A 23,864-nucleotide genomic window follows, 5' to 3' on the forward strand; every position below is an offset into this window, starting at 1 on the left:
GCCAAGTGGTTGCGGGGGCAGGATTTGAACCTACGACCTTTGGGTTATGAGCCCAACGAGCTACCAGACTGCTCCACCCCGCGACTGATCGGTACGGCGGTCAGAAACAAAAGCCGCCCGAGACGGCGGCTGTGTCGCTATTTCTGACCATGTGCGCCCTGCTTCTGATGAGCAGCACGCTGAATTTCTGGTTGCGGGGGCAGGATTTGAACCTACGACCTTTGGGTTATGAGCCCAACGAGCTACCAGACTGCTCCACCCCGCGACTGAAGCTAGCAGTATAGCGCACTTTTCGGGTTTTCCTCAAATTCCGGCGGCTTCGAGCGAAGAAAGAAAGCGCTGAGCGTCCTGAAAGCCGATCACACGCTTGCCGTCGAGCTCTTCGCCGGCCGCATTGAAGAAGATCGTGCCCGGCGGGCCGAAGAGCTTGAAGCGCTTCAGCAGTTCGCGGTCTTCAGCGGAATTGGCCGTCACATCGGCCTTCAACAGCAGCGCCTTGGCCAGGCGCTGACGCACCTGCGGATCGCTGAAGGTGAAATGCTCCATCTCCTTGCAGGATTTGCACCAGTCGGCATAGAAGTCCAACATCACTGGGCGCCCTGCGCTGCGCAGCGCCGCATCCAGTTCGGCAACGCTGTGCACAGCCTGGAAGTTCAGCGCGCCGGCCTTGTCATCCTTGCCGCCCGCCGGCACGGTGGTGGCAGCCGCTTGTGCCGTCGTGACCACGCCGCTCAGCGGCTTGAGCGGATCGGTACCGCCGGCCGCTGCGCCCAGCCATTGCAGCAGGCCAAAGGCCAGCGCCGCAAAGGCCAGCGTCTTGCGCAGCCAGGCGCGCGGGCCGGCCACCACATGCCAGGGTTTGAGCAGCCCCAGCGCGAGCGAGGTGCCGACGAGCAGCGCGCCAAGCAAGGCCTGATGCAATGCTTCGGCCAGCAGCGGCTGCACCGTCCACAAGGCCACGGCCAGCAGCAACATGCCGAAGAAGTGCTTGACGCCATCCATCCACGGGCCGGCGCGCGGCAGCAAGGTGCCGGCCGACAGGCCCAGCAGCAGCAAAGGTACGCTCATGCCGTTGGCCAGAGCGTAGAGGGCCGAGCCACCAAGCACCACGTCGTGCGTCTTGCTCAAGTACAGCAAGGCACTGGCCAGCACGCCGGTCACGCAGGGGCTGACCAACAAGGCCGACACCGCCCCCATCAGGAAGACGGCAGCAAAACGGCCGCCTTCGAGCTTCTGCGAAGCATCGTTGAGGCGGTTCGCGATGCCGCTGGGCAGGCGCAGTTCGTAGGCACCGAACATGGACAGCGAGAACAGCACCAGGGCCAGGCCAAACACCGTCAGCACGCCGGGCGACTGGAAGTAGGCCGCCAAGCCCTCTCCGGCCAGGCCCGCAGCCACGCCGAGCGCGGTATAGACCAAGGCCATGCCTTGTGAGTAGGCCAAGGCCAACAGAAAGCCTCGTTGGCGCGACACCTGCCCGCCGCCGCCCACGATGATGGACGCCAGGATGGGCACCATGGGCAGTACGCAGGGGGTCAGCGACAAGCCCACGCCACCAATGAAGAACAGGCCGACCACCAGCCAGAAACGGCCGGACTGCAGCACGTCGTCAAGCCGGTTGCCGCTGTTGGTCGGCGGGCTGGCTTCAGCCGCGGCCGTGGGGCTGGCCTCTGGCTTGCTCAGCGCCAGCGGCGTGATCGCCTTGGACATCGCCGCGCCTTCGCCGGCCTCGGCATTGCCGAAGCTGCCCAGGCCCTCACCGGCAGGCAGCAGCGCGACGCTGCCGTCACCACCAAAGCCAGTCAGGCTGACGCGCAGCGCCCGCGTCATCGGCGGGTAGCACAGGCCCTTGTCCGCGCAGCCCTGGCCGGTCACACGCAATTCGAGCGGTGCACTGCCTTGCTTGACGGCCACCTTGACCGCGAGGCCCTCGCGGTAGATCTCGACCTGCTTCTGGAAGGTTTCGTCGAATTTCTTCTTGCCGTCCGGGATCTGCACATCGCCTAACTCGCCTGCAGCCAACTCGAACTTGTACTGCTCCCGGTACATGTAATAGCCAGGCGCAATCGCGAAGCGGACCTCGACAGTCTTGCCGTCGAGGGCTCGGGCCGCCAACTTGAAGGCCTGCTCGGGCTCGAGAAAATCATCGGCCCGGACACCCGGCAATGCCAAGAGCAGAACGATGGCCAGGCAGCACCTGGTAATGAATGAGTGAAGCATCTGAAGCGCTTTGCTTGTGCATGTGCCAGGCAAGGCCCCGGCAGAGGTGACATGAGCGGCAGCAACTGCGAGCTGCCCCATTGATGGTTCCATAGCTGGCAAACCCAGCCGTAACCGACCTGAAAGGGCGAGAGCTTAGCCGGAAAGCTGCCCCTGGCCATTAGCCATTGGGCAATAGCCACTTGCCATCGCCTCCACGAGACCTCGGCAGAGAACTCAGGACGAAAAAAAAGCCAGCAGATGCTGGCTTCTTATCGCAGTTGCTCGATTACTCGGCAGCGGCTTCGGTGCTGGCTTCAGCGCCGGCTTCGGCACGGTCAACCAGTTCCACATAGGCCATCGGCGCATTGTCGCCAACGCGGAAGCCCATCTTCAGGATGCGGGTGTAGCCGCCCGGACGGGTCTGGAAACGCGGACCCAGTTCGTTGAACAGCTTGCTGACGATGTCGCGATCGCGCAGGCGGTCAAAAGCCAGACGGCGGTTGGCCAGCGTGGGTTCCTTGGCCAGGGTGATCAGCGGCTCGACGACGCGACGCAGTTCCTTGGCCTTGGGCACGGTGGTCTTGATGGCTTCGTGCTGCAGCAGCGAGACTGCCATATTGCGCAGCATTGCCTTGCGGTGTTCGCTGGTACGGTTCAGCTTACGGAGGCCGTTACGGTGACGCATGGTGCTTTCCTTTCCTACTATGTAATACCAGCAGCCGGATCAGGTACTGCCGGGGCACCGAGCGGGGTTTGTCAACACCCCACCCTTTTCAAAATACTCTCAGCCCGTCTTCCCCAGTGGAGCTTCAGGGACCGGCTCTGCCGGCCCGAGAAGCTCGCCCCCTGACGGGGGCGCGCGTCAGCGCGTAGGGGGAGAGCGTGATCAGCGCTTATCCAAGCCTTGCGGCGGCCAGTTCTCCAGGCGTGCGCCCAGAGTCAGGCCACGCGAAGCCAGCACTTCCTTGATTTCGTTGAGCGACTTGCGACCCAGGTTCGGGGTCTTCAGCAGCTCGGTCTCGGTGCGCTGGATCAGGTCGCCGATGTAATAGATGTTTTCGGCCTTCAGGCAGTTGGCCGAACGCACGGTCAGTTCGAGCTCATCGACAGGGCGCAGCAGGATCGGATCGAAGCTGCTGGAGCGCTGTGCCGGCTGGTCAAAGGCGTCGACCAGGTCGGTGCCTTGCAGCTGAGCGAACACGGCCAGTTGTTCAACCAGGATCTTAGCCGACGCACGGATCGCTTCCTCGGGCGAGATAGCGCCGTTGGTTTCGATTTCCATGACCAGCTTGTCCAGATCGGTACGCTGCTCAACGCGAGCGTTTTCGACGGCGTAGCTGACGCGACGGACCGGCGAGAACGAAGCGTCCAAGACGATACGACCAATGCTCTTGGTCGGCTCGTCGCCATAGCGGCGCATCGTGCCGGGCACATAGCCGCGGCCCTTCTCGACCTTGATCTGCATGTCCAGCTTGCCGCCTTGCGACAGATGGGCAATCACGTGGTCCGGGTTGATGATCTCGACGTCATGCGGAGTCTGGATGTCGGCTGCCGTGACCGGGCCTTCACCTTCCTTGCGCAGGACCAGGGTCACTTCCTCACGGTTGTGCAGACGGAACACCACGCCCTTCAGGTTGAGCATGATGTGAACGACGTCTTCCTGCACGCCATCGATGGCCGAGTACTCGTGCAGCACCCCAGCGATCGTGACTTCCGTCGGCGCATAACCCACCATCGAGGACAGCAACACACGGCGCAGGGCGTTGCCCAGGGTGTGGCCATAGCCGCGTTCGAACGGCTCCAGAGTGACCTTGGCGCGGTGACCGCCCAGGGGCTCCACATTGATGGATTTGGGTTTGAGCAGATTGGTTTGCATGAGGTCTTTCTTTCAATACCCTCGGTTCGTTACACCGATAAGGCTGATGGACCAGCCGGGCCGGCCGCTTGCGGCTTGAACCCGGACGAGGAAAAGCCGAGCAGGCTCCCAAGAGAGCCGCTCGGCCAGTACGGGTCGATTAGCGCGAGTACAACTCAACGATCAGCGATTCGTTGATTTCGGCACCGAATTCATCACGGTCCGGAGCCTTCTTGAACACGCCTTCCAGCTTGGTGCCGTCCACTTGCACCCAGGCCGGCAGACCGATGGAATCGGCCAGCTTGAAAGCGTCGATGATACGCAGCTGCTTCTTGGCCTTTTCGCGCACAGCGACGACGTCGCCGGCCTTGACCAGGTAGGAAGCGATGTTGACGACTTCACCGTTCACGGTGATGCCCTTGTGCGAGACCAGCTGACGAGCTTCAGCGCGGGTCGAGCCGAAGCCCATGCGGTAGACGACGTTGTCCAGACGCGATTCCAGCAGCGTCAGCAGGTTGACGCCGGTCGAACCCTTGCGGCGCTCGGCTTCAGCGAAATAGCGGCGGAACTGACGCTCCAGCACGCCGTACATGCGCTTGACCTTTTGCTTTTCACGCAGTTGCAGACCGAAGTCCGAGGTGCGCTGGCCGGAAGTGCGACCATGCTGACCAGGCTTGGAATCAAACTTGGCCTTGTCGCTGATGGCGCGGCGGGCGCTCTTCAGGAACAGGTCGGTGCCTTCACGGCGGGAAAGTTTGGCCTTGGGGCCGAGATAACGTGCCACTTTGCGTGTCCTTGTTCAATCTGACGCAGGTTTGCCACGATGGGCAGCGAAACTTGCGCGAGTCCGGCCGTGTTTTTATAGGCTCGAACGGTGGTCTTAGGAGGCTTGAAGTGCATCAAAAACGATGCACGATGGGCCTCAGCAAAACAGCCGGCGCGGCACTTTCGTGCCCGCCGGCGCGGAAATCAAACCGCGATTATCGCACCAAAGACCGAAATCTTAGATACGACGACGCTTTTGAGGACGGCAACCGTTGTGCGGCACCGGCGTCACGTCAGAGATCGAGTTGATGCGGATGCCCAGTGCGGCCAGAGCGCGCACCGAAGACTCGCGACCCGGGCCGGGGCCCTTGATCTTGACGTCGAGGTTCTTGATACCTTGTTCTTGAGCAGCACGGCCGGCCACTTCAGCAGCCACCTGGGCAGCGAAGGGGGTCGACTTGCGCGAGCCCTTGAAACCTTGGCCGCCGGACGAAGCCCAGGACAGGGCGCCGCCTTGACGGTCAGTGATCGTGATGATCGTGTTGTTGAACGAGGCGTGAACGTGAGCGATACCGTCGGCAACGTTCTTGCGAACCTTCTTGCGAACGCGCTGTGCAGCCGAGTTATTGGGTGCTTTTGCCATGATGAGCTTTCTTCAGTCCTTGCGCCAGATCACTTCTTGCCGGTGGCAGCGGACTTGCGCGGACCCTTGCGGGTACGGGCATTGGTACGCGTACGCTGGCCGCGCATCGGCAGGCCACGGCGATGACGGAAACCACGGTAGCAACCGAGGTCCATCAGACGCTTGATGTTGATCGACATCTCACGGCGCAGATCGCCCTCGATGGTCATCTTGCCCACTTCATCACGGATCTTTTCCAGATCAGCGTCAGTGAGGTCCTTGACCTTCTTGTCGAACGGGATACCGCAAGTCGTGCAGATCTTCTGAGCGGTCGTACGGCCAATGCCGTAGATCGAAGTCAGACCGATCTCAGTGTGCTTTTGCGGCGGAATGTTGATACCAGCAATACGTGCCATGTGCGTCCTCTAATTCGCTCGTGTCGTGCAGCAATCAGCCTTGGCGCTGCTTGTGGCGCGGATCGGTACAGATCACACGCACCACGCCCTTGCGACGGATGATCTTGCAATTGCGGCACATCTTCTTGACGGATGCCGAAACTTTCATGGTCTGCTCCTTGACCTACTCTATATCGCTCAAACAGCGCGTCCGGGGAAAAAACTAGCTCACTTCGCCCGGAAAACGATGCGAGCACGACTCAAATCGTACGGTGTCAGTTCAACGGTCACCTTGTCGCCAGGCAGGATGCGGATGTAGTGCATGCGCATCTTGCCGGAGATGTGACCGAGAACGACGTGGCCGTTCTCCAGCTTCACACGAAACGTGGCATTAGGAAGATTCTCAAGAATCTCGCCTTGCATCTGAATGACGTCGTCTTTCGCCATGCCTTCGTTTCTGAATTAGTTGGAACGGTTAAACAGTGGTTCAGCTGAATCAGCTGGCCTTGAAATTTGCCTTCTTCAGCAGCGACTCGTACTGCTGGCTCATCACATAAGACTGCACCTGGGCCCAGAAGTCCATGGTCACCACCACGATGATCAGCAGGGAAGTGCCGCCAAAGTAGAAGGGAACGTTGTACTTCAGTGTCAGGAACTCCGGCAGCAAACACACACCAGTGATGTAGATGGCGCCGGCCATCGTCAAACGCGACAAGATCTTGTCGATGTGCTTCGCCGTCTGGTCGCCAGGACGAATCCCGGGAATGAAGGCGCCGCTCTTCTTCAGGTTGTCTGCAGTCTCACGGCTGTTGAACACCAGGGCCGTGTAGAAGAAGCAGAAGAACACGATGGCAGCAGCGTAGAGCAGCACGTAAATCGGCTGTCCAGGACGCAGCATGTCCGCGATGTCCTTCAACCAGCGCAGGCTGTCACCGGTTGCAAACCAGCTCACGAGCGTGGTCGGCAACAGAATGATCGACGAAGCGAAGATCGGCGGGATCACGCCCGACATGTTCAGCTTCAGCGGCAGGTGCGAAGACTGCCCGCCGTAGACCTTGTTGCCGACTTGTCGCTTGGCGTAGTTCACCAAGATCTTGCGCTGACCGCGCTCGACGAAGACGACCAGATAGGTCACGGCAGCAACAATCGCCACCACCACCAGGCAGGAGATGATGCTCATCGCACCGGTGCGCACCAACTCCAGCAAGCCACCAATGGCGCCAGGCAAACCTGCAGCGATACCGCCGAAGATCAGGATCGAGATCCCGTTGCCCAGACCGCGCTCGGTAATTTGCTCACCCAGCCACATCAGGAACATGGTGCCGGCCACGAGGCTGGTCACTGCCGTCAGGCGGAAACCAAAACCAGGTTGCAACACCAGACCCGGCGAGCTTTCCAGCGCCAGAGCAATGCTCAGCGATTGGAACAGCGCCAGACCCACCGTGCCATAACGGGTGTACTGAGTGATCCGACGGCGACCGGACTCGCCTTCCTTCTTCAGCGCTTCCAGGCTCGGCACCACATACGTCATCAACTGCAGGACGATGGAAGCCGAGATGTAGGGCGTGATGCCCAGCGCGAAGACGGTGAAGCGCGACAGCGCACCGCCCGAGAACATGTTGAACAGGCTCAGGATGCCGCCCTCCTGGCCCTTGAAGAACTGCTGCAGCTGGGCCGGATCGATACCGGGCACGGGGATATGCGCCCCGATGCGGTAAACGACCAGCGCCAGCAACAGGAACACAAGCCGACGATTCAGATCGCCGAACTTGCCGCTCTTGGCCAGTTGAGTTGGGTTGGTAGCCACTGTTGCCTTGTTCCCGAAACTTAGGCGACCGAGCCGCCAGCGGCTTCGATGGCAGCCTTGGCACCGGCCGTCGCGGCCACGCCCTTGAGCGCGACCTTGCGGCTGATGGCGCCGGACAGGATGACCTTGACCGACTTCGCCAGTTGCGACACCAGGCCAACGGCCTTCAGCGTCGACACGTCGATTTCGTCACCGGCCAGCTTGTCCAGATCGCTCAGAGTGATCTCAGCGTTGAACGGCAGGCTTTGCGACTTGAAACCGCGCTTCGGCAGACGACGTTGCAGGGGCATCTGGCCGCCTTCAAAGCCGACCTTGTGATAGCCACCGGCACGCGACTTTTGACCCTTGTGGCCACGACCTGCGGTCTTGCCCAGTCCCGAGCCAATGCCACGGCCCACGCGACGCTTGGCGTGCTTGGCACCAGCGGCGGGCTTGATGGTATTGAGTTGCATCTTGTGTTCCTCAGTTCGTGATGGCGCTTACAGCACCTGCACGAGGTAGGCGATCTTGTTGATCATGCCGCGCACTGCCGGCGTGTCTTCCAACACGCTGGTGCTGTTCAGCTTGCGCAGGCCCAGACCAACCACGGTGGCACGGTGCGAAGCACGGGTGCCGATCGGGCTGCGAACCAGCTTGACCGTCAGAGTTTTCTTGTCAGACATGTGTCTCTCCAGTACTGCCGAATCAGCCGAGGATGTCTTCGACCGACTTGCCGCGCTTGGCAGCGACTTCAGCAGCCGTCGTCGAACGCTTCAGGGCGTCCAGCGTGGCGCGAACCATGTTGTACGGGTTGGTCGAACCGTGGCTCTTGGTCACGATATCGGTCACGCCCATCACTTCGAACACAGCACGCATCGGGCCGCCAGCGATCACGCCGGTACCGGCAGGAGCCGGCGCCATGATCACGTGCGCAGCGCCGTGCTCACCCACCACGTTGTGATGGATGGTGCCGTTCTTCAGAGCGACCTTGACCATATTGCGGCGAGCCGATTCCATGGCCTTTTGCACGGCGACCGGAACTTCCTTCGCCTTGCCCTTGCCCATGCCGATACGGCCATCACCGTCACCGACCACCGTCAGTGCTGCGAAGGACAGCGTACGGCCGCCCTTGACCACCTTGGTGACGCGGTTGACCGCAATCATCTTTTCACGCAGGCCGTCGTCGTTGCCTTCAGTCTGCGCACGAGGTTGAAACTTTGCCATTTCGAAATCCTTTTTGCGTCAGAACTGCAGGCCGGCTTCGCGAGCTGCTTCGGCCAGAGCCTTGACACGGCCGTGATAGGCGAAACCTGCACGGTCGAATGCCACCTTCTCGATGCCAGCGGCCTTCGCCTTCTCGGCGATGCGCTTGCCGATCAGGGTCGCGGCGGCAACATTGCCACCCTTGCCTTCGGCGCCCAGCTGAGCACGGACTTCCTTCTCGGCAGTCGATGCGCTGGCCAGCACTTGCGTACCGTCGTCGGAGATGACGCTGGCGTAGATGTGCAGGTTGGAGCGGAAAACCGTCAGGCGAGCGACGCGTTGCACGGCGATACGTGCACGGGTTTGGCGCGAACGACGGATGCGCTGTTCTTTCTTGGTCAACATGGCGCTGCTCCTTACTTCTTCTTGGTCTCTTTGAGGGAGACCTTTTCGTCGGCATAGCGGATGCCCTTGCCCTTGTAGGGCTCGGGGGGACGGATGGCGCGCACTTCAGCGGCGATCTGACCCACCACTTGGCGGTCAGCACCCTTGATCAGGATTTCGGTCTGGGTCGGGCACTCAACCTTGATACCAGCCGGCATATCCTTCACGACGGGGTGCGAGAAGCCGATTTGCAGGTTCAGCTTCTGGCCTTGAGCCTGAGCGCGGAAACCCACACCCACCAGGCTCAGCTTGCGCTCGAAACCCTTGCTGACGCCATTGACCATATTGGCCACCAGCGCACGCATCGTGCCGCTCAACGCATCAGCATCAGCCGATTCGTTGACCGGAGCAAACGTCAGCTTGCCGCCTTCGTTCTTGACGCTGACCAGAGCATTGGCCGGACGAACCAGCGTACCCAGGGCACCCTTCACGCTGATCTGCTCAGCGGAGATCGTCACGTCCACACCTTGCGGGACGGCGACCGGCATTTTTCCTACGCGGGACATTGTCTGTCTCTCCTTGCGCTTAGGCGACGTAGCAGAGCACTTCGCCGCCGATACCGGCTTGACGTGCCTTGCGGTCAGTCATCACGCCCTTCGGCGTTGTGACAATCGCCACACCCAGGCCATTCATGACCTGAGGAATGTCGTGGCGGCCCTTGTAGATGCGCAGGCCGGGACGGCTCACGCGCTCAATGCGCTCGATCACCGGACGGCCGGCGTAATACTTCAGCGCAATCTCGAGTTCGGGGCGGGCGGCTTCACCGCGCACCGCGAAACCGTCGATATAGCCCTCGTCCTTGAGGACCTTGGCGATCGCGACCTTCAACTTCGAGGAAGGCATCACGACGCTGGCTTTCTCAACGCTCTGGGCGTTGCGAATGCGAGTCAGCATATCGGCGATAGGATCACTCATGCTCATACGAAATCTCCTAAACCTGCCGATTACCAGCTGGCCTTGACGACACCGGGGATGTCGCCCTTGAAGGCCAGCTCACGAATCTTGTTACGGGCCAGGCCGAACTTGCGGAAGGTACCGCGCGGACGACCGGTCAACTCGCAGCGGTTACGCAGGCGAGTCGGGTATGCATTGCGAGGCAGCTGTTGCAGCTCCAGGCGGGCGGCGTAGCGCTCTTCTTCCGACTTCTGGAAGTCGTTGATGATGGCCTTCAGTTCCGCATACTTCTTGGCGTACTTGGCGACCAGTTGTTCGCGCTTCAGCTCACGTTGCTTAATCGAGAGTTTTGCCACAGGTCACCTCAGTTCTTGAACGGGAACTTGAATGCGGCCAGCAGGGCCTTGCACTCGTCATCCGACTTGGCTGTAGTCGTGATGCTGATGTTCAGACCACGCAGTGCATCGACCTTGTCGTACTCGATTTCCGGGAAGATGATCTGTTCTTTGACGCCGATGTTGTAGTTGCCACGACCATCGAAAGAACGACCCGAGATACCGCGGAAGTCACGAACGCGCGGCAGCGCGATCGTCACGAAACGGTCCAGGAATTCGTACATCTGAACGCCACGCAGGGTGACCATGCAGCCGATTGGCACACCGTCACGGATCTTGAAGCCTGCAATAGCCTTCTTGGACTTGGTGATCACGGGCTTCTGGCCGGCAATCTTGGTCAGGTCGCCAACGGCGTGATCCATGACCTTTTTGTCTGCCACAGCTTCACTGACACCCATGTTCAGGGTGATCTTGGTGATGCGGGGCACTTCCATGATCGACTTGTAGCCAAACTTCTCAATGAGGCCTGGCACAACCTTTTCGCGGTAAATCGCTTGCAAACGAGCCATGTCGGACCTCTTAAGCCTTGATCTCTTCGCCGGTCGACTTGTAGACGCGCACCTTCTTGCCATCGTCGAGGAGCTTGATGCCCACGCGATCGGCCTTGCCGGATGCAGCGTTGAAAATCGCCACGTTGGATTGATGGATAGGCATCGTCTTGTCGACCACACCGCCGGTGGTGCCCTTCATGGGGTTGGGCTTGACGTGCTTCTTAACGACATTCACACCGTCCACAACGATGTGATCGGCATCAACGCGCAGCGACACAGTGCCGCGCTTGCCTTTGTCGCGGCCGGTCAGCACGATGACCTCGTCGCCTTTACGAATCTTGTTCATGGCAATACCTTTGACTTGACGAGGCCTTAGAGGACCTCAGGCGCCAGCGACACGATCTTCATGAAGCGCTCGGTACGCAGTTCACGAGTCACCGGGCCAAAGATGCGGGTGCCGATCGGCTCCAGCTTGGCGTTCAGCAACACGGCGGCGTTACCGTCGAACTTCACCAAAGAACCGTCTTGGCGGCGCACGCCCTTGGCAGTGCGAACCACCACAGCGCTGTAGACCTCGCCCTTCTTGACGCGGCCACGCGGTGCAGCTTCTTTGATGCTGACCTTGATGATGTCGCCAATGCCGGCATAACGGCGCTTGGAACCACCAAGCACCTTGATGCACATGACGGACTTGGCGCCAGTGTTGTCCGCGACATCAAGTCGCGATTGCATTTGAATCATGTCTGTCCCCAACTTTTCCCGCATCACCTGCTGCGACCATCGCAGCACACTCAGCGGTCAGTCTTGGGCCCGTGGGCCGTTCGCTTGTCGCGCTGCAGCGTGTGCTTTGCAACTCGCGCCCGGTGGTTGAGGGCGAATCCGAGGCCATAACGCACCACCAGGTGCGCCTGACGTTCGGCGAAGCTTTGGATTATGCTGGAATTGACCCCAGCAAGTCAAGCCGTGCTTGAAATGTTTTTGTCATCCGGCTGGGTCGCGCCCTGCCGGCGTCGAGAGCGCTTGCTCTTGGCGCGCAGCAGGGGCGATCAGAAGGCACCCAGAAGCGGCGCCTAGACGGCGCTCAGCCCTGCTGAGCCTGGCGCAGCATCGTCGCTGCGTCGCTCACTTCAAACTTGCCGGGCTCTTCGATGTTGAGCGTCTTGACCACGCCATCAACGACGAGCGCCGAGTAGCGCTGCGAGCGCACGCCCATGCCACGAGCGGTCAGATCCAGTGTCAGACCGGTGGCGCGGGTGAAGTCGGCGCTGCCGTCCGCCATCATGCGAACCTTGCCCGCGGTCTTGAGTTCGCGACCCCAGGCGCCCATGACGAACGCGTCATTGACAGACACGCACCAAATCTCATCAACACCAGCGGCCTTGAGCGCCTCGGCCTGGGCGATGTAGCCCGGCACATGTTGCGCCGAGCACGTCGGCGTGAACGCGCCAGGCAAGGCGAACAGCGCAATCGTCTTGCCGGCAACAAGTTGCTCGACCTCGAAACTGTTGGGGCCGAGCGTGCAGCCCTCGCCTTCGACTTCGATGAATTCCTTCAGCTGAGCTGCGGGCAGGCGATCGCCAACTTTCAACATCATGTGCTCCTGGTGTGGTGGTGTGGGGTGCCAGCATCTCGCGGCAGACGCGCAGGCTCGGCACCGGAAATGAAAAACGGCCGGCCGCCAGTATTCCAGCGAACCGACCGTTAGCCGCAGCCGGGACACAAGACCCCAGACTGCGCAGGCTTTCTAGCCTCAGCGAATGGCTTAAACCACTTCTGCCTTTTCAACCAGGCGGGTCACGACCCAGCTCTTGGTCTTGGACAGCGGGCGGCCTTCAGCGATCTCGACCACATCACCCATCTTGTACTCGCCCTTTTCGTCATGGGCGTGGTACTTGCGGGAACGGGCCACGATCTTGCCGTAGAGCTCGTGCTTGGCGCGACGCTCGACCAGGACCGTGACGGTCTTGGCGCGCTTGTCGCTCACCACGCGACCGACCAGGGTGCGCGTGTTCTTTTCTTGAGCTTGCGTCATTACACGGCTCCCTTCTTCTTCTCGGCCAAGACGGTCTTGACGCGAGCGATGTCGCGACGGGTCTTGCCCAGCACCGAGTGGTTCGTCAGCTGTTGGGTAGCCTTTTGCATGCGCAGGCCGAAATGGGCCTTGAGCAGATCGGTCACTTCCTTTTCCAAGGCAGCGACGTCCTTGCCACGCAGTTCAGATGCTTTCATGGTGTTCTCCAATCAGGCGCCGACCATGCGCGCGACGAAGGTGCAACGCAGCGGCAGCTTTGCAGCAGCCAGCGTGAACGCTTCGCGAGCCAGGGCTTCCGGCACACCGTTGATCTCATAGAGCACCTTGCCCGGCTGAATTTCAGCGACGTAGTACTCCGGGTTGCCCTTACCGTTACCCATACGGACTTCGGCAGGCTTTTGCGAGATCGGCTTGTCCGGGAAGATGCGGATGAAGATACGACCACCGCGCTTGATGTGGCGCGAAATCGCACGACGTGCAGCTTCGATCTGGCGAGCCGTCAGACGGCCGCGCTCGGTAGCCTTCAGGCCGAAGTCACCGAAAGACACGGCAGCGCCGCGGGTAGCAACACCAGTGTTACGACCCTTTTGCTCCTTGCGGTATTTGCGACGAGCAGGTTGCAGCATGTTTATTCTCCTTTGGCCTCGCCGGCAACAGGCGCAGCGGGCTTGCGGACCACGCGCTTGGCAGCGGGCTTGGCTGCGTCGCCAGCGGCGGCGTCAGCGGGCTTATCTGCACCATCACGCGGGCCACGGTCGCTGCCCGGACGGCCACGGCCACCAGGAGCGCCCGGACGGGCGTTACGACGAGGACGACGGTCGTCTTCAGCGCCAGCAGGCGTGTTGATCACCGGAGCGTCACCATTGGCCAGGCGGTCACCGCGGTAGACCCAGACCTTGACACCAATGACGCCGTACGTCGTCTTGGCTTCGGAGAAGCCATAGTCGATGTCAGCGCGCAGGGTGTGCAGAGGCACGCGGCCTTCGCGATACCACTCGGTACGAGCGATTTCAATGCCGTTCAGGCGGCCTGCGGACATGATCTTGATGCCCTGGGCGCCCAGACGCATCGCGTTCTGCATCGCACGCTTCATGGCGCGACGGAACATGATGCGCTTTTCCAGCTGCTGGGTGATCGAGTCGGCGATCAGCTGAGCATCGATTTCAGGCTTGCGCACTTCTTCGATGTTCACGGCCACCGGCACGCCCAGACGCTTGGTCAGTTCGGCCTTCAGGTTTTCGATGTCCTCGCCCTTCTTGCCGATCACCACACCCGGACGTGCCGAGAAGATGGTGATACGGGCGTTCTTCGCGGGGCGCTCGATCAGAATGCGCGACACGGCGGCATTCTTCAGCTTGGCCTTCAGGTATTCACGAACTTGCAGATCTTCGGCCAGCATCGTGGCGAAGTTCTGGTTGTTCGCGTACCAGCGCGAAGCCCAGTTACGGGTGACAGGCAGGCGGAAGCCGGTCGGATGAATTTTCTGTCCCATAGTCTTCCTTCAGCCTTCAGTTGCCGACCGACACGAAGATGTGGCAGGTGGGCTTGCTGATGCGATTGCCGCGGCCCTTGGCACGAGCGGAGAAACGCTTCAGCGTGGCACCTTGTTCCACATAGATCGAGGTGACCTTCAGTTCATCAATGTCAGCGCCGTCGTTGTGCTCGGCGTTGGCGATGGCGCTTTCCAGCGCCTTCTTGATGATCAGGGCGGCCTTCTTCTGGGTGAATTCCAGGATGTTCAGCGCTTGGTCCACCTTCTTGCCGCGGATCAGGTCCGCCACCAGGCGGCCCTTGTCACACGAGAGGCGAACGCCACGAACGATTGCTTTGGTTTCCATCGTTGGCATCCTTACTTCTTCCCGGCCTTCTTGTCGGCCGGATGGCCTTTGAAGGTGCGGGTCAGTGCGAATTCGCCCAGCTTGTGGCCGACCATCTGGTCAGACACATAAACCGGCACGTGCTGCTTGCCGTTGTGCACAGCGATCGTCAGACCGATGAACTCGGGCAGGATCGTCGAGCGGCGCGACCAGGTCTTGATGGGCTTCTTGTCCTTGTTGGCAACTGCCTTGTCGACCTTGGCCAACAGGTGAGCGTCAACGAACGGGCCCTTCTTCAGTGAACGAGTCATGGCCTACCCTTTACTTCTTGCGACGCGAGACGATGAAAGTCTGCGTGCGCTTGTTGTTACGAGTGCGGTAGCCCTTCGTGAGGGTGTTCCACGGCGACACAGGCGCCTGGCCTTCACCGGTACGACCTTCACCACCACCGTGCGGGTGATCGACCGGGTTCATGGCAGTACCACGAACGGTCGGGCGGATACCCTTCCAACGGATCGCACCGGCCTTGCCGTACTGGCGCAGGCTGTGCTCTTCGTTGCTGACCTCGCCAATGGTGGCGCGGCAGTCGATGTGGATCTTGCGCACTTCACCCGAACGCAGACGAACCTGAGCGTAGGTGCCTTCACGCGCCATCAGCACAGCGGAAGCGCCGGCCGAACGTGCGATCTGAGCACCCTTGGCAGGCAGCATCTCGATGCAGTGGATCGTCGAACCCACCGGGATGTTGCGGATCGGCAGGGTGTTGCCGGCCTTGATCGGGGCTTCTGCGCCGCTCAAGATCGTCGAACCCACTTCCAGACCGCGCGGAGCGATGATGTAGCGACGCTCGCCGTCGGCATAGCACACCAGAGCGATGTGGGCCGTACGGTTGGGGTCGTACTCGATGCGCTCGACCTTCGCCGGGATCGCATCCTTGTTGCGCTTGAAGTCGACGACGCGGTAGTGGTGCTTGTGACCACCGCCCTTGTGGCGCATCGTGATGTGACCGTTGTTGTTACGGCCCGACTTTTGCTTTTGCGGTTCCAGCAGCGAAGCTTCCGGAGCGCCCTTGTGCAGGTGCTTGTGCACCACCTTCACCACGGCACGGCGGCCAGGCGAGGTCGGCTTGACTTTAACGACGGCCATTACGCAGCCTCCCCGGAGAAGTTGAGCTCTTGGCCCGCCTTCAGAGCGACATACGCCTTCTTGACGTGGTCGCGACGGCCGGCACGGCCGCCAAAGCGCTTGGCCTTGCCCTTCACGTTCACCACATTGACCGACTCAACTTCGACCTTGAACATCAGTTCAACGGCGGCCTTGATTTCGGGCTTGGTGGCGTCGCGCAGGACCTTGAACAACACTTGGTTGTGCTTTTCAGCAACCGCCGTGGCCTTTTCGGACACGATGGGAGCCAGCAGCACCGAGGCCAGACGGCCTTCAGAATATTTCACAGCGCTCATGCCAGCATCTCCTTGAGTTGCTCCATCGCAGCCTTGGTCACAAGAACCTTCTTGTAATAGACCAGCGACAGCGGATCGGCATAACGCGGCTCAACGATCAGCACGTTGGCCAGGTTGCGCGAAGCCAGCAACAGGTTGTCGTCGACGTTGTCGGCGATCAGCAGCACGGAGTCCAGGCCCATGGCCTTGAACTTGGCAGCCAGCAGCTTGGTCTTGGGGGCTTCGACCGAGATCGAGTCCACCACGGCCAGGCGGCCTTCACGAGCCAGCTGCGAGAAGATCGCGGCCATACCGGCGCGGTACATCTTCTTGTTCAGCTTGTGCGTGAAATTTTCGTCGGGCATGTTCGGGAAAATCCGACCACCCCCACGCCACAGCGGCGAGGACGTCATACCAGCACGCGCACGACCCGTACCCTTTTGACGGAACGGCTTCTTCGTCGAGTGATGGACTTGTTCACGGTCCTTCTGAGCGCGGGTACCTTGACGGGCGTTAGCCTGATAGGCCACGACCACCTGGTGCACCAGGGCTTCGTTGTAATCGCGAGCAAACACGGTGTCAGGAGCGTCCACCTTGGACGTAGCCTGACCCTGCTCGTTCAGGAGCTCGAGCTGCATCAGTTGGCTCCCTTCTTGAGCTTGACCTTGACAGCGGGACGCACGACCACGTGGCCGTTCTTGGCGCCCGGCACCGCACCGCGGACCAGCAGCAGTTGACGGGCTTCGTCAACGCGCACGATGTCCAGGTTTTGCGTCGTCACGGTCTCGTCACCCAGGTGACCCGACATCTTCTTGCCCGGGAACACGCGGCCAGGATCCTGCGCCATCGAGATGGAGCCAGGAACATTGTGCGAACGGCTGTTACCGTGCGAGGCGCGTTGCGAACCGAAGTTGTGACGCTTGATGGTGCCTTCAAAGCCCTTACCGATGGAAGTGCCTTGCACGTCGACCAGCTGACCCACTGCGAACAGCGACACGGGCACTTGCGCGCCGGCCTTGTACTCAGCAGCCACTTCGGCGGCAACACGGAATTCCTTCAGGACTTCACCGGCTTCGACACCCGCCTTGGCGAGGTGGCCGGCTTCCGGCTTGGTGACGCGCGATGCTTTGCGCGTACCGAACGCCACTTGAATGGCGCTGTAGCCGTCGGTCTCTTCGGTCTTGACCTGGGTCACGCGGTTGTTGGACACGTCCAGCACCGTCACAGGGATGGCGTCGCCATCGTCCGTGAAGATGCGCATCATGCCCACCTTGCGGCCCAGCAATCCGAGACGATTGCTTAGACTCATGGTTTTTCTCCAGCCCCTCAGGCTTGCGCCCTTTGGAGCCATTTACACACACCCGACATCGATTGGCCGGGCTGACTAGATGCAGCGCCTTCACCCACTATCCTGGAGAAACCCCAGAAGCGGCGCGCAAAGACGATGCGCCAAAGCCGCGAGGAAAAGACCACGCGGCAAAAGCTGGCGAGTATAGCGTGAACCCTAGCTCAACCGCAAGCGTCGTCACGCTGCGGTCAAGAAAAAAGGGCAATCTTACGATCGCCCCTCTTTGTCTCTCGCCGATACCGCGAAACGCGGCACCCGCCAGTGACGGCTGCGTTTTACTGCAGCTTGATTTCCACGTCGACGCCGGCAGGCAGGTCGAGCTTCATCAGAGCGTCGACAGTCTTGTCGGTGGGGTCAACGATGTCCATCAGACGCTGGTGCGTACGGATTTCGAACTGGTCGCGCGAGGTCTTGTTGACGTGCGGCGAGCGCAGGATGTCGAAACGCTGCATGCGGGTCGGCAGGGGCACCGGGCCCTTGACGATCGCGCCGGTGCGCTTGGCGGTTTCAACGATTTCCTGAGCCGACTGGTCGATCAGCTTGTAATCGAAAGCCTTCAGACGAATGCGGATCTTTTGCTTTTGCATGACGATTCCTTCAAAGAACGTGCGGCAGGGCCTTGTATGCCCGCGCCGCGTTTGGTGTTGATCCGGCTCGCCGAGGCGAAACCGGATCGGTCACGCAAAAGAATTACTCGAGGATGGTCGCAACCACGCCCGAACCGACGGTACGGCCACCTTCGCGGATAGCGAAGCGCAGACCGGTTTCCATGGCGATCGGAGCGATCAGCTTCACGGTGATGCCGACGTTGTCGCCAGGCATGACCATTTCCTTGTCCTTCGGCAGCTCAACGGCACCGGTCACGTCCGTGGTACGGAAGTAGAACTGGGGACGGTAGTTGTTGAAGAACGGGGTGTGACGGCCGCCTTCTTCCTTGCTCAGCACATAGATCTCAGCAGTGAAGTGGGTGTGCGGCTTGATCGTGCCGGGCTTGGCCAGCACTTGGCCGCGCTCGACGTCTTCACGCTTGGTGCCGCGCAGCAGGATACCGACGTTGTCGCCAGCTTGACCTTGGTCCAGCAGCTTGCGGAACATTTCCACGCCAGTGACGGTGGTCTTCTGCACGTCGCGGATACCGACGATTTCGATTTCTTCGCCGACCTTGATGATGCCGCGCTCAACGCGACCGGTCACCACCGTGCCACGGCCCGAGATCGAGAACACGTCTTCCACCGGCAGCAGGAAGGCGCCGTCAACGGCACGGTCCGGCTGGGGGATGTAGGTGTCCAGGGCTTCGGCCAGGCGCATGATGGCTTGCTCGCCCAGATCGCCGGTATCGCCTTCCAGAGCCAGCTTGGCCGAACCCTTGATGATCGGGGTGTCGTCGCCAGGGAAGTCGTACTTGGACAGCAGCTCGCGCACTTCCATTTCGACCAGTTCCAGCAGCTCGGCGTCATCCACCATGTCGCACTTGTTCAGGAACACGATGATGTACTTCACGCCCACTTGGCGAGCCAGCAGGATGTGCTCGCGGGTCTGGGGCATCGGGCCGTCAGCGGCCGAGCACACCAGAATAGCGCCGTCCATCTGAGCAGCGCCGGTGATCATGTTCTTCACATAGTCAGCGTGGCCCGGGCAGTCAACGTGAGCGTAGTGGCGGTTGGCCGTTTCGTACTCAACGTGTGCGGTGTTGATCGTGATGCCACGAGCCTTTTCTTCAGGCGCCGCATCGATCTGGTCGTAGGCCTTGGCCTCGCCGCCGAACTTCTTCGACAGCACGGTAGCGATTGCAGCCGTCAGCGTGGTCTTGCCATGGTCAACGTGACCAATCGTGCCCACGTTCACGTGCGGCTTGGTACGTTCGAATTTACCTTTTGCCATTTCAATTCTCCAAAAAGAGCATTCATCCAGTCTGATGGTTTAGCGTTTCCGCCGAGGTCTTGAGCCCTGCCGGCTGGCAAGCAGGAGACACTCGACGAAGACGATTCAAACCCGCTCCGCCCTGACTCTTGGCGGACGCCCGAAGGGCCGTCCACCCAGCAGAGCCCGAGGATCCGGCTTCGCCGGTCCTACGGGCTCGCCCCCTTGAGGGGGCCGCCGCAGGCGGTAGGGGGTGGTTCTTACTTACCGCGCGCAGTGATGATCGCGTCAGCCACGTTCTTCGGAGCTTCAGCGTAGTGCTTGAACTCCATCGTGTACGTGGCGCGACCTTGCGACATCGAACGCAGCGTGGTCGAGTAGCCGAACATTTCCGACAGCGGCACTTCGGCCTTGATGACCTTGCCACCGCCGACCATGTCGTCCATGCCCTGGACCATGCCGCGACGGCTGGACAGATCGCCCATCACCGAACCGGCGTAGTCTTCCGGGGTCTCGACTTCCACGGCCATCATCGGCTCCAGGATCACCGGCGAAGCCTTGCGGCAGCCTTCCTTGAAGCCCATCGAAGCGGCCATCTTGAAGGCGTTTTCGTTCGAGTCAACTTCGTGGTAGGAACCGAAGGTCAGCGTGACCTTGACGTCCACAACCGGATAGCCGGCCAGCACGCCGTTCGGCAGGCTGTCGATCACACCCTTTTCAACGGCGGGGATGAACTCGCGAGGAACCACACCGCCCTTGATGGCGTCAACGAACTCGAAGCCCTTGCCCGGCTCTTGCGGCTCGACGGTCAGCACGACGTGACCATACTGGCCCTTACCGCCCGACTGACGCACGAACTTGCCTTCGACATCGGTCGCGGTCTTGCGAATGGTTTCGCGGTAGGCCACTTGCGGCTTGCCGACGTTGGCTTCCACGCCGAACTCGCGCTTCATGCGGTCGACAATAATTTCCAGGTGCAGCTCGCCCATGCCGGAAATGATGGTCTGGCCAGACTCTTCGTCGGTGCGCAGACGGAAGGACGGGTCTTCCTGAGCCAGACGGCCCAGAGCAATACCCATCTTTTCCTGGTCGGCCTTGGTCTTGGGCTCGACAGCCTGCGAAATCACCGGCTCCGGGAAGACCATCTTTTCCAGCGTGATCACCGATTCCGGATCGCACAGGGTTTCACCGGTCGTGACGTCCTTCAGACCCACGCAAGCAGCGATGTCACCGGCCAGAATTTCCTTGATTTCTTCACGCTGGTTGGCGTGCATCTGCAGGATACGGCCGATACGCTCCTTCTTGCCACGGATCGGGTTGTAGACGGTAGCGCCCGACTGCAGCACGCCCGAGTACACACGAACGAAGGTCAGCTGACCGACGTACGGGTCGGTCATCAGCTTGAAAGCCAGCGCAGCGAACTTTTCCGAGTCGTCGGCCTTGCGGACCACCGGCTGGTCGTCTTCATCAGTACCCGGGACCGGCGGAATGTCGATCGGCGAGGGCATGAAGTCGATCACGGCGTCCAGCATGCGCTGCACACCCTTGTTCTTGAACGCGGTACCGCACAGCATCGGCTGGATTTCGCCAGCGATGGTACGGGTGCGAATGGCCAGCTTGATCTCGTCTTCGGTCAGGTCGCCCGACTCGAGGTACTTGTTCATCAGCTCTTCGCTGGCTTCGGCCGCAGCCTCAACCATCTTCTCGCGCCACTCTTGAGCCACATCGGCCAGATCGGCCGGGATCTCTTCGTAGCTGAACTTCATGCCTTGGGATGCTTCGTCCCAAATGATGGCCTTCATCTTCAGCAGGTCGATGACGCCCTTGAAGTTTTCTTCAGCACCGATAGGCACCACGATAGGCACCGGATTGGCCTTCAGGCGAGTCTTCATCTGGTCAACGACCTTGAAGAAGTTCGCGCCGGTACGGTCCATCTTGTTCACGAAGGCAAGACGGGGCACCTTGTACTTGTTGGCCTGGCGCCAGACGGTTTCCGACTGGGGCTGCACGCCACCCACGGCGCAATAGACCATGCAGGCGCCGTCCAGAACGCGCATGGAACGCTCCACCTCAATGGTGAAGTCCACGTGGCCGGGGGTGTCGATGATGTTGATGCGGTGCTCAGGCAGGGACAGGTCCATGCCCTTCCAGAAGCAGGTGGTCGCAGCCGAGGTGATGGTGATACCACGCTCTTGCTCTTGCTCCATCCAGTCCATGGTGGCGGCGCCATCATGCACTTCACCGATCTTGTGGTTCACGCCCGTGTAAAACAGGATACGTTCGGTCGTGGTGGTCTTGCCGGCATCGATGTGCGCAGAGATACCGATATTGCGGTAGCGCTCGATGGGGGTCTTGCGGGCCATGATGTCACTCCAAATGCAGTGAGCCGCCATCGGGCTGGTAGAAACCCGAGGCGGCTGAAGAGGGGTAGTTTAGAAGCGGAAGTGCGAGAAGGCCTTGTTGGCTTCAGCCATACGGTGCACTTCATCACGCTTCTTCATCGCGCCGCCGCGGCCTTCAGCGGCCTCCAGCAGCTCGTTGGCGAGGCGTTGTGCCATCGACTTTTCACCACGCTTGCGGGCCGATTCCTTCAGCCAACGCATGGCCAGAGCCATACGGCGGACGGGGCGAACTTCCACGGGAACTTGGTAGTTCGCACCGCCAACGCGGCGTGACTTCACTTCGACCATGGGCTTCACGTTGTTCAAGGCGACGATGAACACTTCCAGCGGGTCCTTGCCGACCTTCTTCTCGATTTGCTCGAGAGCACCGTAGATGATGCGTTCTGCGACGGCCTTCTTGCCCGATTCCATGACAACGTTCATGAACTTGGACAGATCGACATTGCCGAACTTGGGATCAGGCAGGATCTCGCGCTTGGGTACTTCGCGACGACGTGGCATGGGATTCTTCCTCTTGCTTCAGTTGGCGAGGGTCAACATGACCTTCACCGTTGAACAACCACCGGACATCAGGGGTCATTCACTTACTCGGCTGCTGCACACCACGGCGGTGGCACGAGCCGCAACATATCCGGCATCAGCTTAGTGCTGAGCCATGACAATTCTTTGCTTACTTCTTCGGACGCTTCGCGCCGTACTTCGAACGCGATTGCTTGCGATCCTTCACGCCTTGCAGGTCCAGAGAACCGCGCACGATGTGGTAGCGAACGCCAGGCAAGTCCTTCACACGGCCGCCGCGCACGAGCACGACGCTGTGTTCTTGCAGGTTGTGGCCTTCACCGCCGATGTACGAGATGACCTCGAAACCGTTGGTCAGACGCACCTTGGCGACCTTACGCAGAGCCGAGTTAGGCTTCTTCGGAGTGGTCGTGTAGACGCGGGTGCAGACACCACGGCGCTGAGGGCAGGCCTGCATGGCCGGCGACTTGGATTTCGTGACCTCGGTCTCACGACCATGGCGCACGAGCTGGTTGATGGTTGGCATAAGTAACTTGTTCCCGTTTGAAGTCACATTCCTCCGGCAGCGTGGGGCCACGGTGGCCACCTATCCGTTCTCGCCGCCTGCCGCTAACGCTTCTCGCCTGAAAAGCCAAAAGCACACAGCGCTGAACGCTGTGCGCAAGACTTACGGGCTGAAGGGCGCGACTGAACGCAGCAAGATCTGCCGAAGAGCCTGCGATTGTAGTTCAGCTGCTGTGGATAACACAAGTGGCGGCACGTCGCGGCGCATCCTGGCGCATGGCGGCGGGGTATGCTCGCCGACGCGAGGGCGCCTGCTCGCCCTTCAGCCCCTCCCGCTGACCTCGTTCCACCACCACCTCGCCTCCCGTACCGCCGGTTCTGAGCATGCCCGATACCCTCTCGCCCGCGATCGAAGCGCCAATCGCCGTCATCGATACCCAGGTGGTGATGGACTGGCTGGTGTTTGCCGAACCGAGCATCCGGCCACTGACGGCGGCGATTGAATCGGGCGCGCTGCGTTGGGTCGGCACGGCGCCGATGCAGGCCGAGCTGCTGCATGTGCTGGGGCGGGGTGTGGCCGCGGAGCGCCGGCCCGATCTGGAGTTGATCGACCGCAGTTTCGCGCGCTATTGCCAGCAACACACGGCCGAGCCGCCCCCTGTGCAGCGCCTGCTCTGCCGCGATCCGGATGACCAGATGTTCATTGACCTGGCCGTGGCGGTGCGTGCGCGCTGGCTGATCTCGCGTGACCGTGCCGTCTTGGCGCTCGCCAAGCGTGCACGTGCCTTTGAGTTGCAGATTCTGACGCCCGCGGCCTGGATGACACAGCAGCCTGCCGGGCTCAGCTGAACACTGCGCGTCCCGCAGGCGAACCCATTCCAATTGCCACGA

The 23,864-nt window shown here is 60.9% G+C and carries 36 protein-coding genes and 2 tRNA genes; 1 reads left to right on the plus strand and 37 read right to left on the minus strand.

Features of this window, described 5'->3' with window-relative positions:
* Window positions 1–6: 6 nt before the first annotated feature.
* From RQP53_RS11360 to rpsL, 37 genes are all read right to left on the minus strand, one after another.
* Window positions 7–83, minus strand: a tRNA-Met gene (locus RQP53_RS11360).
* Window positions 84–188: 105 nt separating this feature from the next.
* Window positions 189–265, minus strand: a tRNA-Met gene (locus tag RQP53_RS11365).
* A 38-nt stretch (window positions 266–303) separates the two neighbouring features.
* Window positions 304–2,220, minus strand: coding sequence for a protein-disulfide reductase DsbD (dsbD, locus tag RQP53_RS11370; protein WP_315650435.1), 1,917 nt, complete (start codon window positions 2,218–2,220; stop codon window positions 304–306).
* A gap of 268 nt (window positions 2,221–2,488) precedes the next feature.
* Window positions 2,489–2,887 (minus strand): 50S ribosomal protein L17, encoded by a 399-nt coding sequence (gene rplQ / locus RQP53_RS11375; RefSeq protein ID WP_315650436.1) that lies wholly within the window; start codon window positions 2,885–2,887, stop codon window positions 2,489–2,491.
* A 201-nt stretch (window positions 2,888–3,088) separates the two neighbouring features.
* Window positions 3,089–4,078 carry a DNA-directed RNA polymerase subunit alpha gene (locus tag RQP53_RS11380; protein WP_285235121.1) on the minus strand — a complete coding sequence of 330 codons (990 nt, stop codon included), beginning with the start codon at window positions 4,076–4,078 and terminating at the stop codon, window positions 3,089–3,091.
* A gap of 139 nt (window positions 4,079–4,217) precedes the next feature.
* Complete coding sequence (gene rpsD / locus RQP53_RS11385) at window positions 4,218–4,841, minus strand: 30S ribosomal protein S4 (protein WP_315650437.1); 624 nt, start codon at window positions 4,839–4,841, stop codon at window positions 4,218–4,220.
* A gap of 219 nt (window positions 4,842–5,060) precedes the next feature.
* Window positions 5,061–5,465 (minus strand): 30S ribosomal protein S11, encoded by a 405-nt coding sequence (gene rpsK / locus RQP53_RS11390; RefSeq protein WP_056194196.1) that lies wholly within the window; start codon window positions 5,463–5,465, stop codon window positions 5,061–5,063.
* A gap of 29 nt (window positions 5,466–5,494) precedes the next feature.
* Window positions 5,495–5,860, minus strand: a complete 366-nt coding sequence (rpsM, locus tag RQP53_RS11395; protein WP_315650438.1) for a 30S ribosomal protein S13 — start codon at window positions 5,858–5,860, stop codon at window positions 5,495–5,497.
* A gap of 34 nt (window positions 5,861–5,894) precedes the next feature.
* Window positions 5,895–6,008 (minus strand): 50S ribosomal protein L36, encoded by a 114-nt coding sequence (gene rpmJ, locus RQP53_RS11400; RefSeq protein WP_035036301.1) that lies wholly within the window; start codon window positions 6,006–6,008, stop codon window positions 5,895–5,897.
* 59 nt (window positions 6,009–6,067) lie between these two features.
* On the minus strand, window positions 6,068–6,286 hold the full coding sequence (gene infA, locus RQP53_RS11405) for a translation initiation factor IF-1 (RefSeq protein WP_009855680.1): 219 nt from the start codon (window positions 6,284–6,286) through the stop codon (window positions 6,068–6,070).
* 49 nt (window positions 6,287–6,335) lie between these two features.
* The gene (gene secY, locus RQP53_RS11410; protein WP_315650439.1) at window positions 6,336–7,646 is read right to left on the minus strand and encodes a preprotein translocase subunit SecY; all 1,311 of its coding nucleotides are present in this window, start codon (window positions 7,644–7,646) and stop codon (window positions 6,336–6,338) included.
* A 20-nt stretch (window positions 7,647–7,666) separates the two neighbouring features.
* Window positions 7,667–8,098 (minus strand): 50S ribosomal protein L15, encoded by a 432-nt coding sequence (rplO, locus tag RQP53_RS11415; RefSeq protein WP_315650440.1) that lies wholly within the window; start codon window positions 8,096–8,098, stop codon window positions 7,667–7,669.
* A 27-nt stretch (window positions 8,099–8,125) separates the two neighbouring features.
* Complete coding sequence (gene rpmD, locus RQP53_RS11420) at window positions 8,126–8,308, minus strand: 50S ribosomal protein L30 (RefSeq protein WP_137945224.1); 183 nt, start codon at window positions 8,306–8,308, stop codon at window positions 8,126–8,128.
* A 22-nt stretch (window positions 8,309–8,330) separates the two neighbouring features.
* Window positions 8,331–8,849 carry a 30S ribosomal protein S5 gene (gene rpsE / locus RQP53_RS11425; protein WP_315650441.1) on the minus strand — a complete coding sequence of 173 codons (519 nt, stop codon included), beginning with the start codon at window positions 8,847–8,849 and terminating at the stop codon, window positions 8,331–8,333.
* Between the two features lie 18 nt (window positions 8,850–8,867).
* Complete coding sequence (gene rplR, locus RQP53_RS11430; protein WP_315650442.1) at window positions 8,868–9,233, minus strand: 50S ribosomal protein L18; 366 nt, start codon at window positions 9,231–9,233, stop codon at window positions 8,868–8,870.
* A gap of 11 nt (window positions 9,234–9,244) precedes the next feature.
* Window positions 9,245–9,778: a 50S ribosomal protein L6 gene (gene rplF, locus RQP53_RS11435; RefSeq protein ID WP_315650443.1), complete on the minus strand. Its 534-nt coding sequence runs from the start codon at window positions 9,776–9,778 to the stop codon at window positions 9,245–9,247.
* A 19-nt stretch (window positions 9,779–9,797) separates the two neighbouring features.
* Window positions 9,798–10,193, minus strand: a complete 396-nt coding sequence (rpsH, locus tag RQP53_RS11440) for a 30S ribosomal protein S8 (protein ID WP_315650444.1) — start codon at window positions 10,191–10,193, stop codon at window positions 9,798–9,800.
* Between the two features lie 23 nt (window positions 10,194–10,216).
* Window positions 10,217–10,522 (minus strand): 30S ribosomal protein S14, encoded by a 306-nt coding sequence (gene rpsN, locus RQP53_RS11445; RefSeq protein WP_315650445.1) that lies wholly within the window; start codon window positions 10,520–10,522, stop codon window positions 10,217–10,219.
* 8 nt (window positions 10,523–10,530) lie between these two features.
* Window positions 10,531–11,070 (minus strand): 50S ribosomal protein L5, encoded by a 540-nt coding sequence (gene rplE / locus RQP53_RS11450; RefSeq protein ID WP_315650446.1) that lies wholly within the window; start codon window positions 11,068–11,070, stop codon window positions 10,531–10,533.
* A gap of 10 nt (window positions 11,071–11,080) precedes the next feature.
* The gene (rplX, locus tag RQP53_RS11455) at window positions 11,081–11,398 is read right to left on the minus strand and encodes a 50S ribosomal protein L24 (RefSeq protein ID WP_315650447.1); all 318 of its coding nucleotides are present in this window, start codon (window positions 11,396–11,398) and stop codon (window positions 11,081–11,083) included.
* A gap of 26 nt (window positions 11,399–11,424) precedes the next feature.
* Window positions 11,425–11,793 carry a 50S ribosomal protein L14 gene (gene rplN / locus RQP53_RS11460; protein WP_088286487.1) on the minus strand — a complete coding sequence of 123 codons (369 nt, stop codon included), beginning with the start codon at window positions 11,791–11,793 and terminating at the stop codon, window positions 11,425–11,427.
* Between the two features lie 340 nt (window positions 11,794–12,133).
* The gene (locus RQP53_RS11465) at window positions 12,134–12,643 is read right to left on the minus strand and encodes a peroxiredoxin (protein ID WP_315650448.1); all 510 of its coding nucleotides are present in this window, start codon (window positions 12,641–12,643) and stop codon (window positions 12,134–12,136) included.
* A 171-nt stretch (window positions 12,644–12,814) separates the two neighbouring features.
* Complete coding sequence (rpsQ, locus tag RQP53_RS11470) at window positions 12,815–13,084, minus strand: 30S ribosomal protein S17 (RefSeq protein WP_315650449.1); 270 nt, start codon at window positions 13,082–13,084, stop codon at window positions 12,815–12,817.
* Window positions 13,084–13,281 carry a 50S ribosomal protein L29 gene (gene rpmC / locus RQP53_RS11475; protein ID WP_282824718.1) on the minus strand — a complete coding sequence of 66 codons (198 nt, stop codon included), beginning with the start codon at window positions 13,279–13,281 and terminating at the stop codon, window positions 13,084–13,086. The genes rpsQ and rpmC overlap by 1 nt, the downstream gene beginning before the upstream one ends.
* Before the next feature lie 12 nt (window positions 13,282–13,293).
* Window positions 13,294–13,710, minus strand: a complete 417-nt coding sequence (rplP, locus tag RQP53_RS11480) for a 50S ribosomal protein L16 (RefSeq protein WP_285235107.1) — start codon at window positions 13,708–13,710, stop codon at window positions 13,294–13,296.
* Window positions 13,711–13,712: 2 nt separating this feature from the next.
* The gene (gene rpsC, locus RQP53_RS11485; protein WP_315650450.1) at window positions 13,713–14,576 is read right to left on the minus strand and encodes a 30S ribosomal protein S3; all 864 of its coding nucleotides are present in this window, start codon (window positions 14,574–14,576) and stop codon (window positions 13,713–13,715) included.
* A 16-nt stretch (window positions 14,577–14,592) separates the two neighbouring features.
* Window positions 14,593–14,922, minus strand: a complete 330-nt coding sequence (gene rplV / locus RQP53_RS11490) for a 50S ribosomal protein L22 (protein ID WP_282824724.1) — start codon at window positions 14,920–14,922, stop codon at window positions 14,593–14,595.
* Window positions 14,923–14,933: 11 nt separating this feature from the next.
* Window positions 14,934–15,212 (minus strand): 30S ribosomal protein S19, encoded by a 279-nt coding sequence (rpsS, locus tag RQP53_RS11495; RefSeq protein ID WP_195795806.1) that lies wholly within the window; start codon window positions 15,210–15,212, stop codon window positions 14,934–14,936.
* Window positions 15,213–15,222: 10 nt separating this feature from the next.
* The gene (gene rplB / locus RQP53_RS11500) at window positions 15,223–16,047 is read right to left on the minus strand and encodes a 50S ribosomal protein L2 (protein ID WP_315650451.1); all 825 of its coding nucleotides are present in this window, start codon (window positions 16,045–16,047) and stop codon (window positions 15,223–15,225) included.
* Complete coding sequence (rplW, locus tag RQP53_RS11505) at window positions 16,047–16,361, minus strand: 50S ribosomal protein L23 (protein ID WP_285235104.1); 315 nt, start codon at window positions 16,359–16,361, stop codon at window positions 16,047–16,049. Before rplW ends, rplB begins: the two co-directional genes overlap by 1 nt.
* Entirely contained in the window at window positions 16,358–16,978 is a 621-nt protein-coding gene (gene rplD / locus RQP53_RS11510; RefSeq protein WP_315650452.1) for a 50S ribosomal protein L4, read from the minus strand. The genes rplW and rplD overlap by 4 nt, the downstream gene beginning before the upstream one ends.
* Entirely contained in the window at window positions 16,978–17,649 is a 672-nt protein-coding gene (gene rplC, locus RQP53_RS11515; protein ID WP_315650453.1) for a 50S ribosomal protein L3, read from the minus strand. Before rplC ends, rplD begins: the two co-directional genes overlap by 1 nt.
* 314 nt (window positions 17,650–17,963) lie before the next feature.
* Entirely contained in the window at window positions 17,964–18,275 is a 312-nt protein-coding gene (gene rpsJ / locus RQP53_RS11520) for a 30S ribosomal protein S10 (RefSeq protein ID WP_110401797.1), read from the minus strand.
* Between the two features lie 103 nt (window positions 18,276–18,378).
* Entirely contained in the window at window positions 18,379–19,569 is a 1,191-nt protein-coding gene (gene tuf / locus RQP53_RS11525; RefSeq protein WP_315650454.1) for an elongation factor Tu, read from the minus strand.
* Window positions 19,570–19,808: 239 nt separating this feature from the next.
* Window positions 19,809–21,911 carry an elongation factor G gene (gene fusA / locus RQP53_RS11530; protein WP_315650455.1) on the minus strand — a complete coding sequence of 701 codons (2,103 nt, stop codon included), beginning with the start codon at window positions 21,909–21,911 and terminating at the stop codon, window positions 19,809–19,811.
* Between the two features lie 69 nt (window positions 21,912–21,980).
* Entirely contained in the window at window positions 21,981–22,451 is a 471-nt protein-coding gene (rpsG, locus tag RQP53_RS11535) for a 30S ribosomal protein S7 (RefSeq protein ID WP_315650456.1), read from the minus strand.
* A gap of 169 nt (window positions 22,452–22,620) precedes the next feature.
* Complete coding sequence (gene rpsL, locus RQP53_RS11540) at window positions 22,621–22,995, minus strand: 30S ribosomal protein S12 (protein WP_315650457.1); 375 nt, start codon at window positions 22,993–22,995, stop codon at window positions 22,621–22,623.
* A 362-nt stretch (window positions 22,996–23,357) separates the two neighbouring features.
* Here rpsL and RQP53_RS11545 point away from each other — a divergent pair, with 362 nt between their 5' ends.
* Window positions 23,358–23,822: a PIN domain-containing protein gene (locus tag RQP53_RS11545; RefSeq protein ID WP_315650458.1), complete on the plus strand. Its 465-nt coding sequence runs from the start codon at window positions 23,358–23,360 to the stop codon at window positions 23,820–23,822.
* Window positions 23,823–23,864 lie beyond the last annotated feature (42 nt).

It is taken from the genome of Roseateles aquae (assembly GCF_032337115.1).
Taxonomy (GTDB): Bacteria; Pseudomonadota; Gammaproteobacteria; order Burkholderiales; family Burkholderiaceae_C; genus Roseateles_C; species Roseateles_C aquae.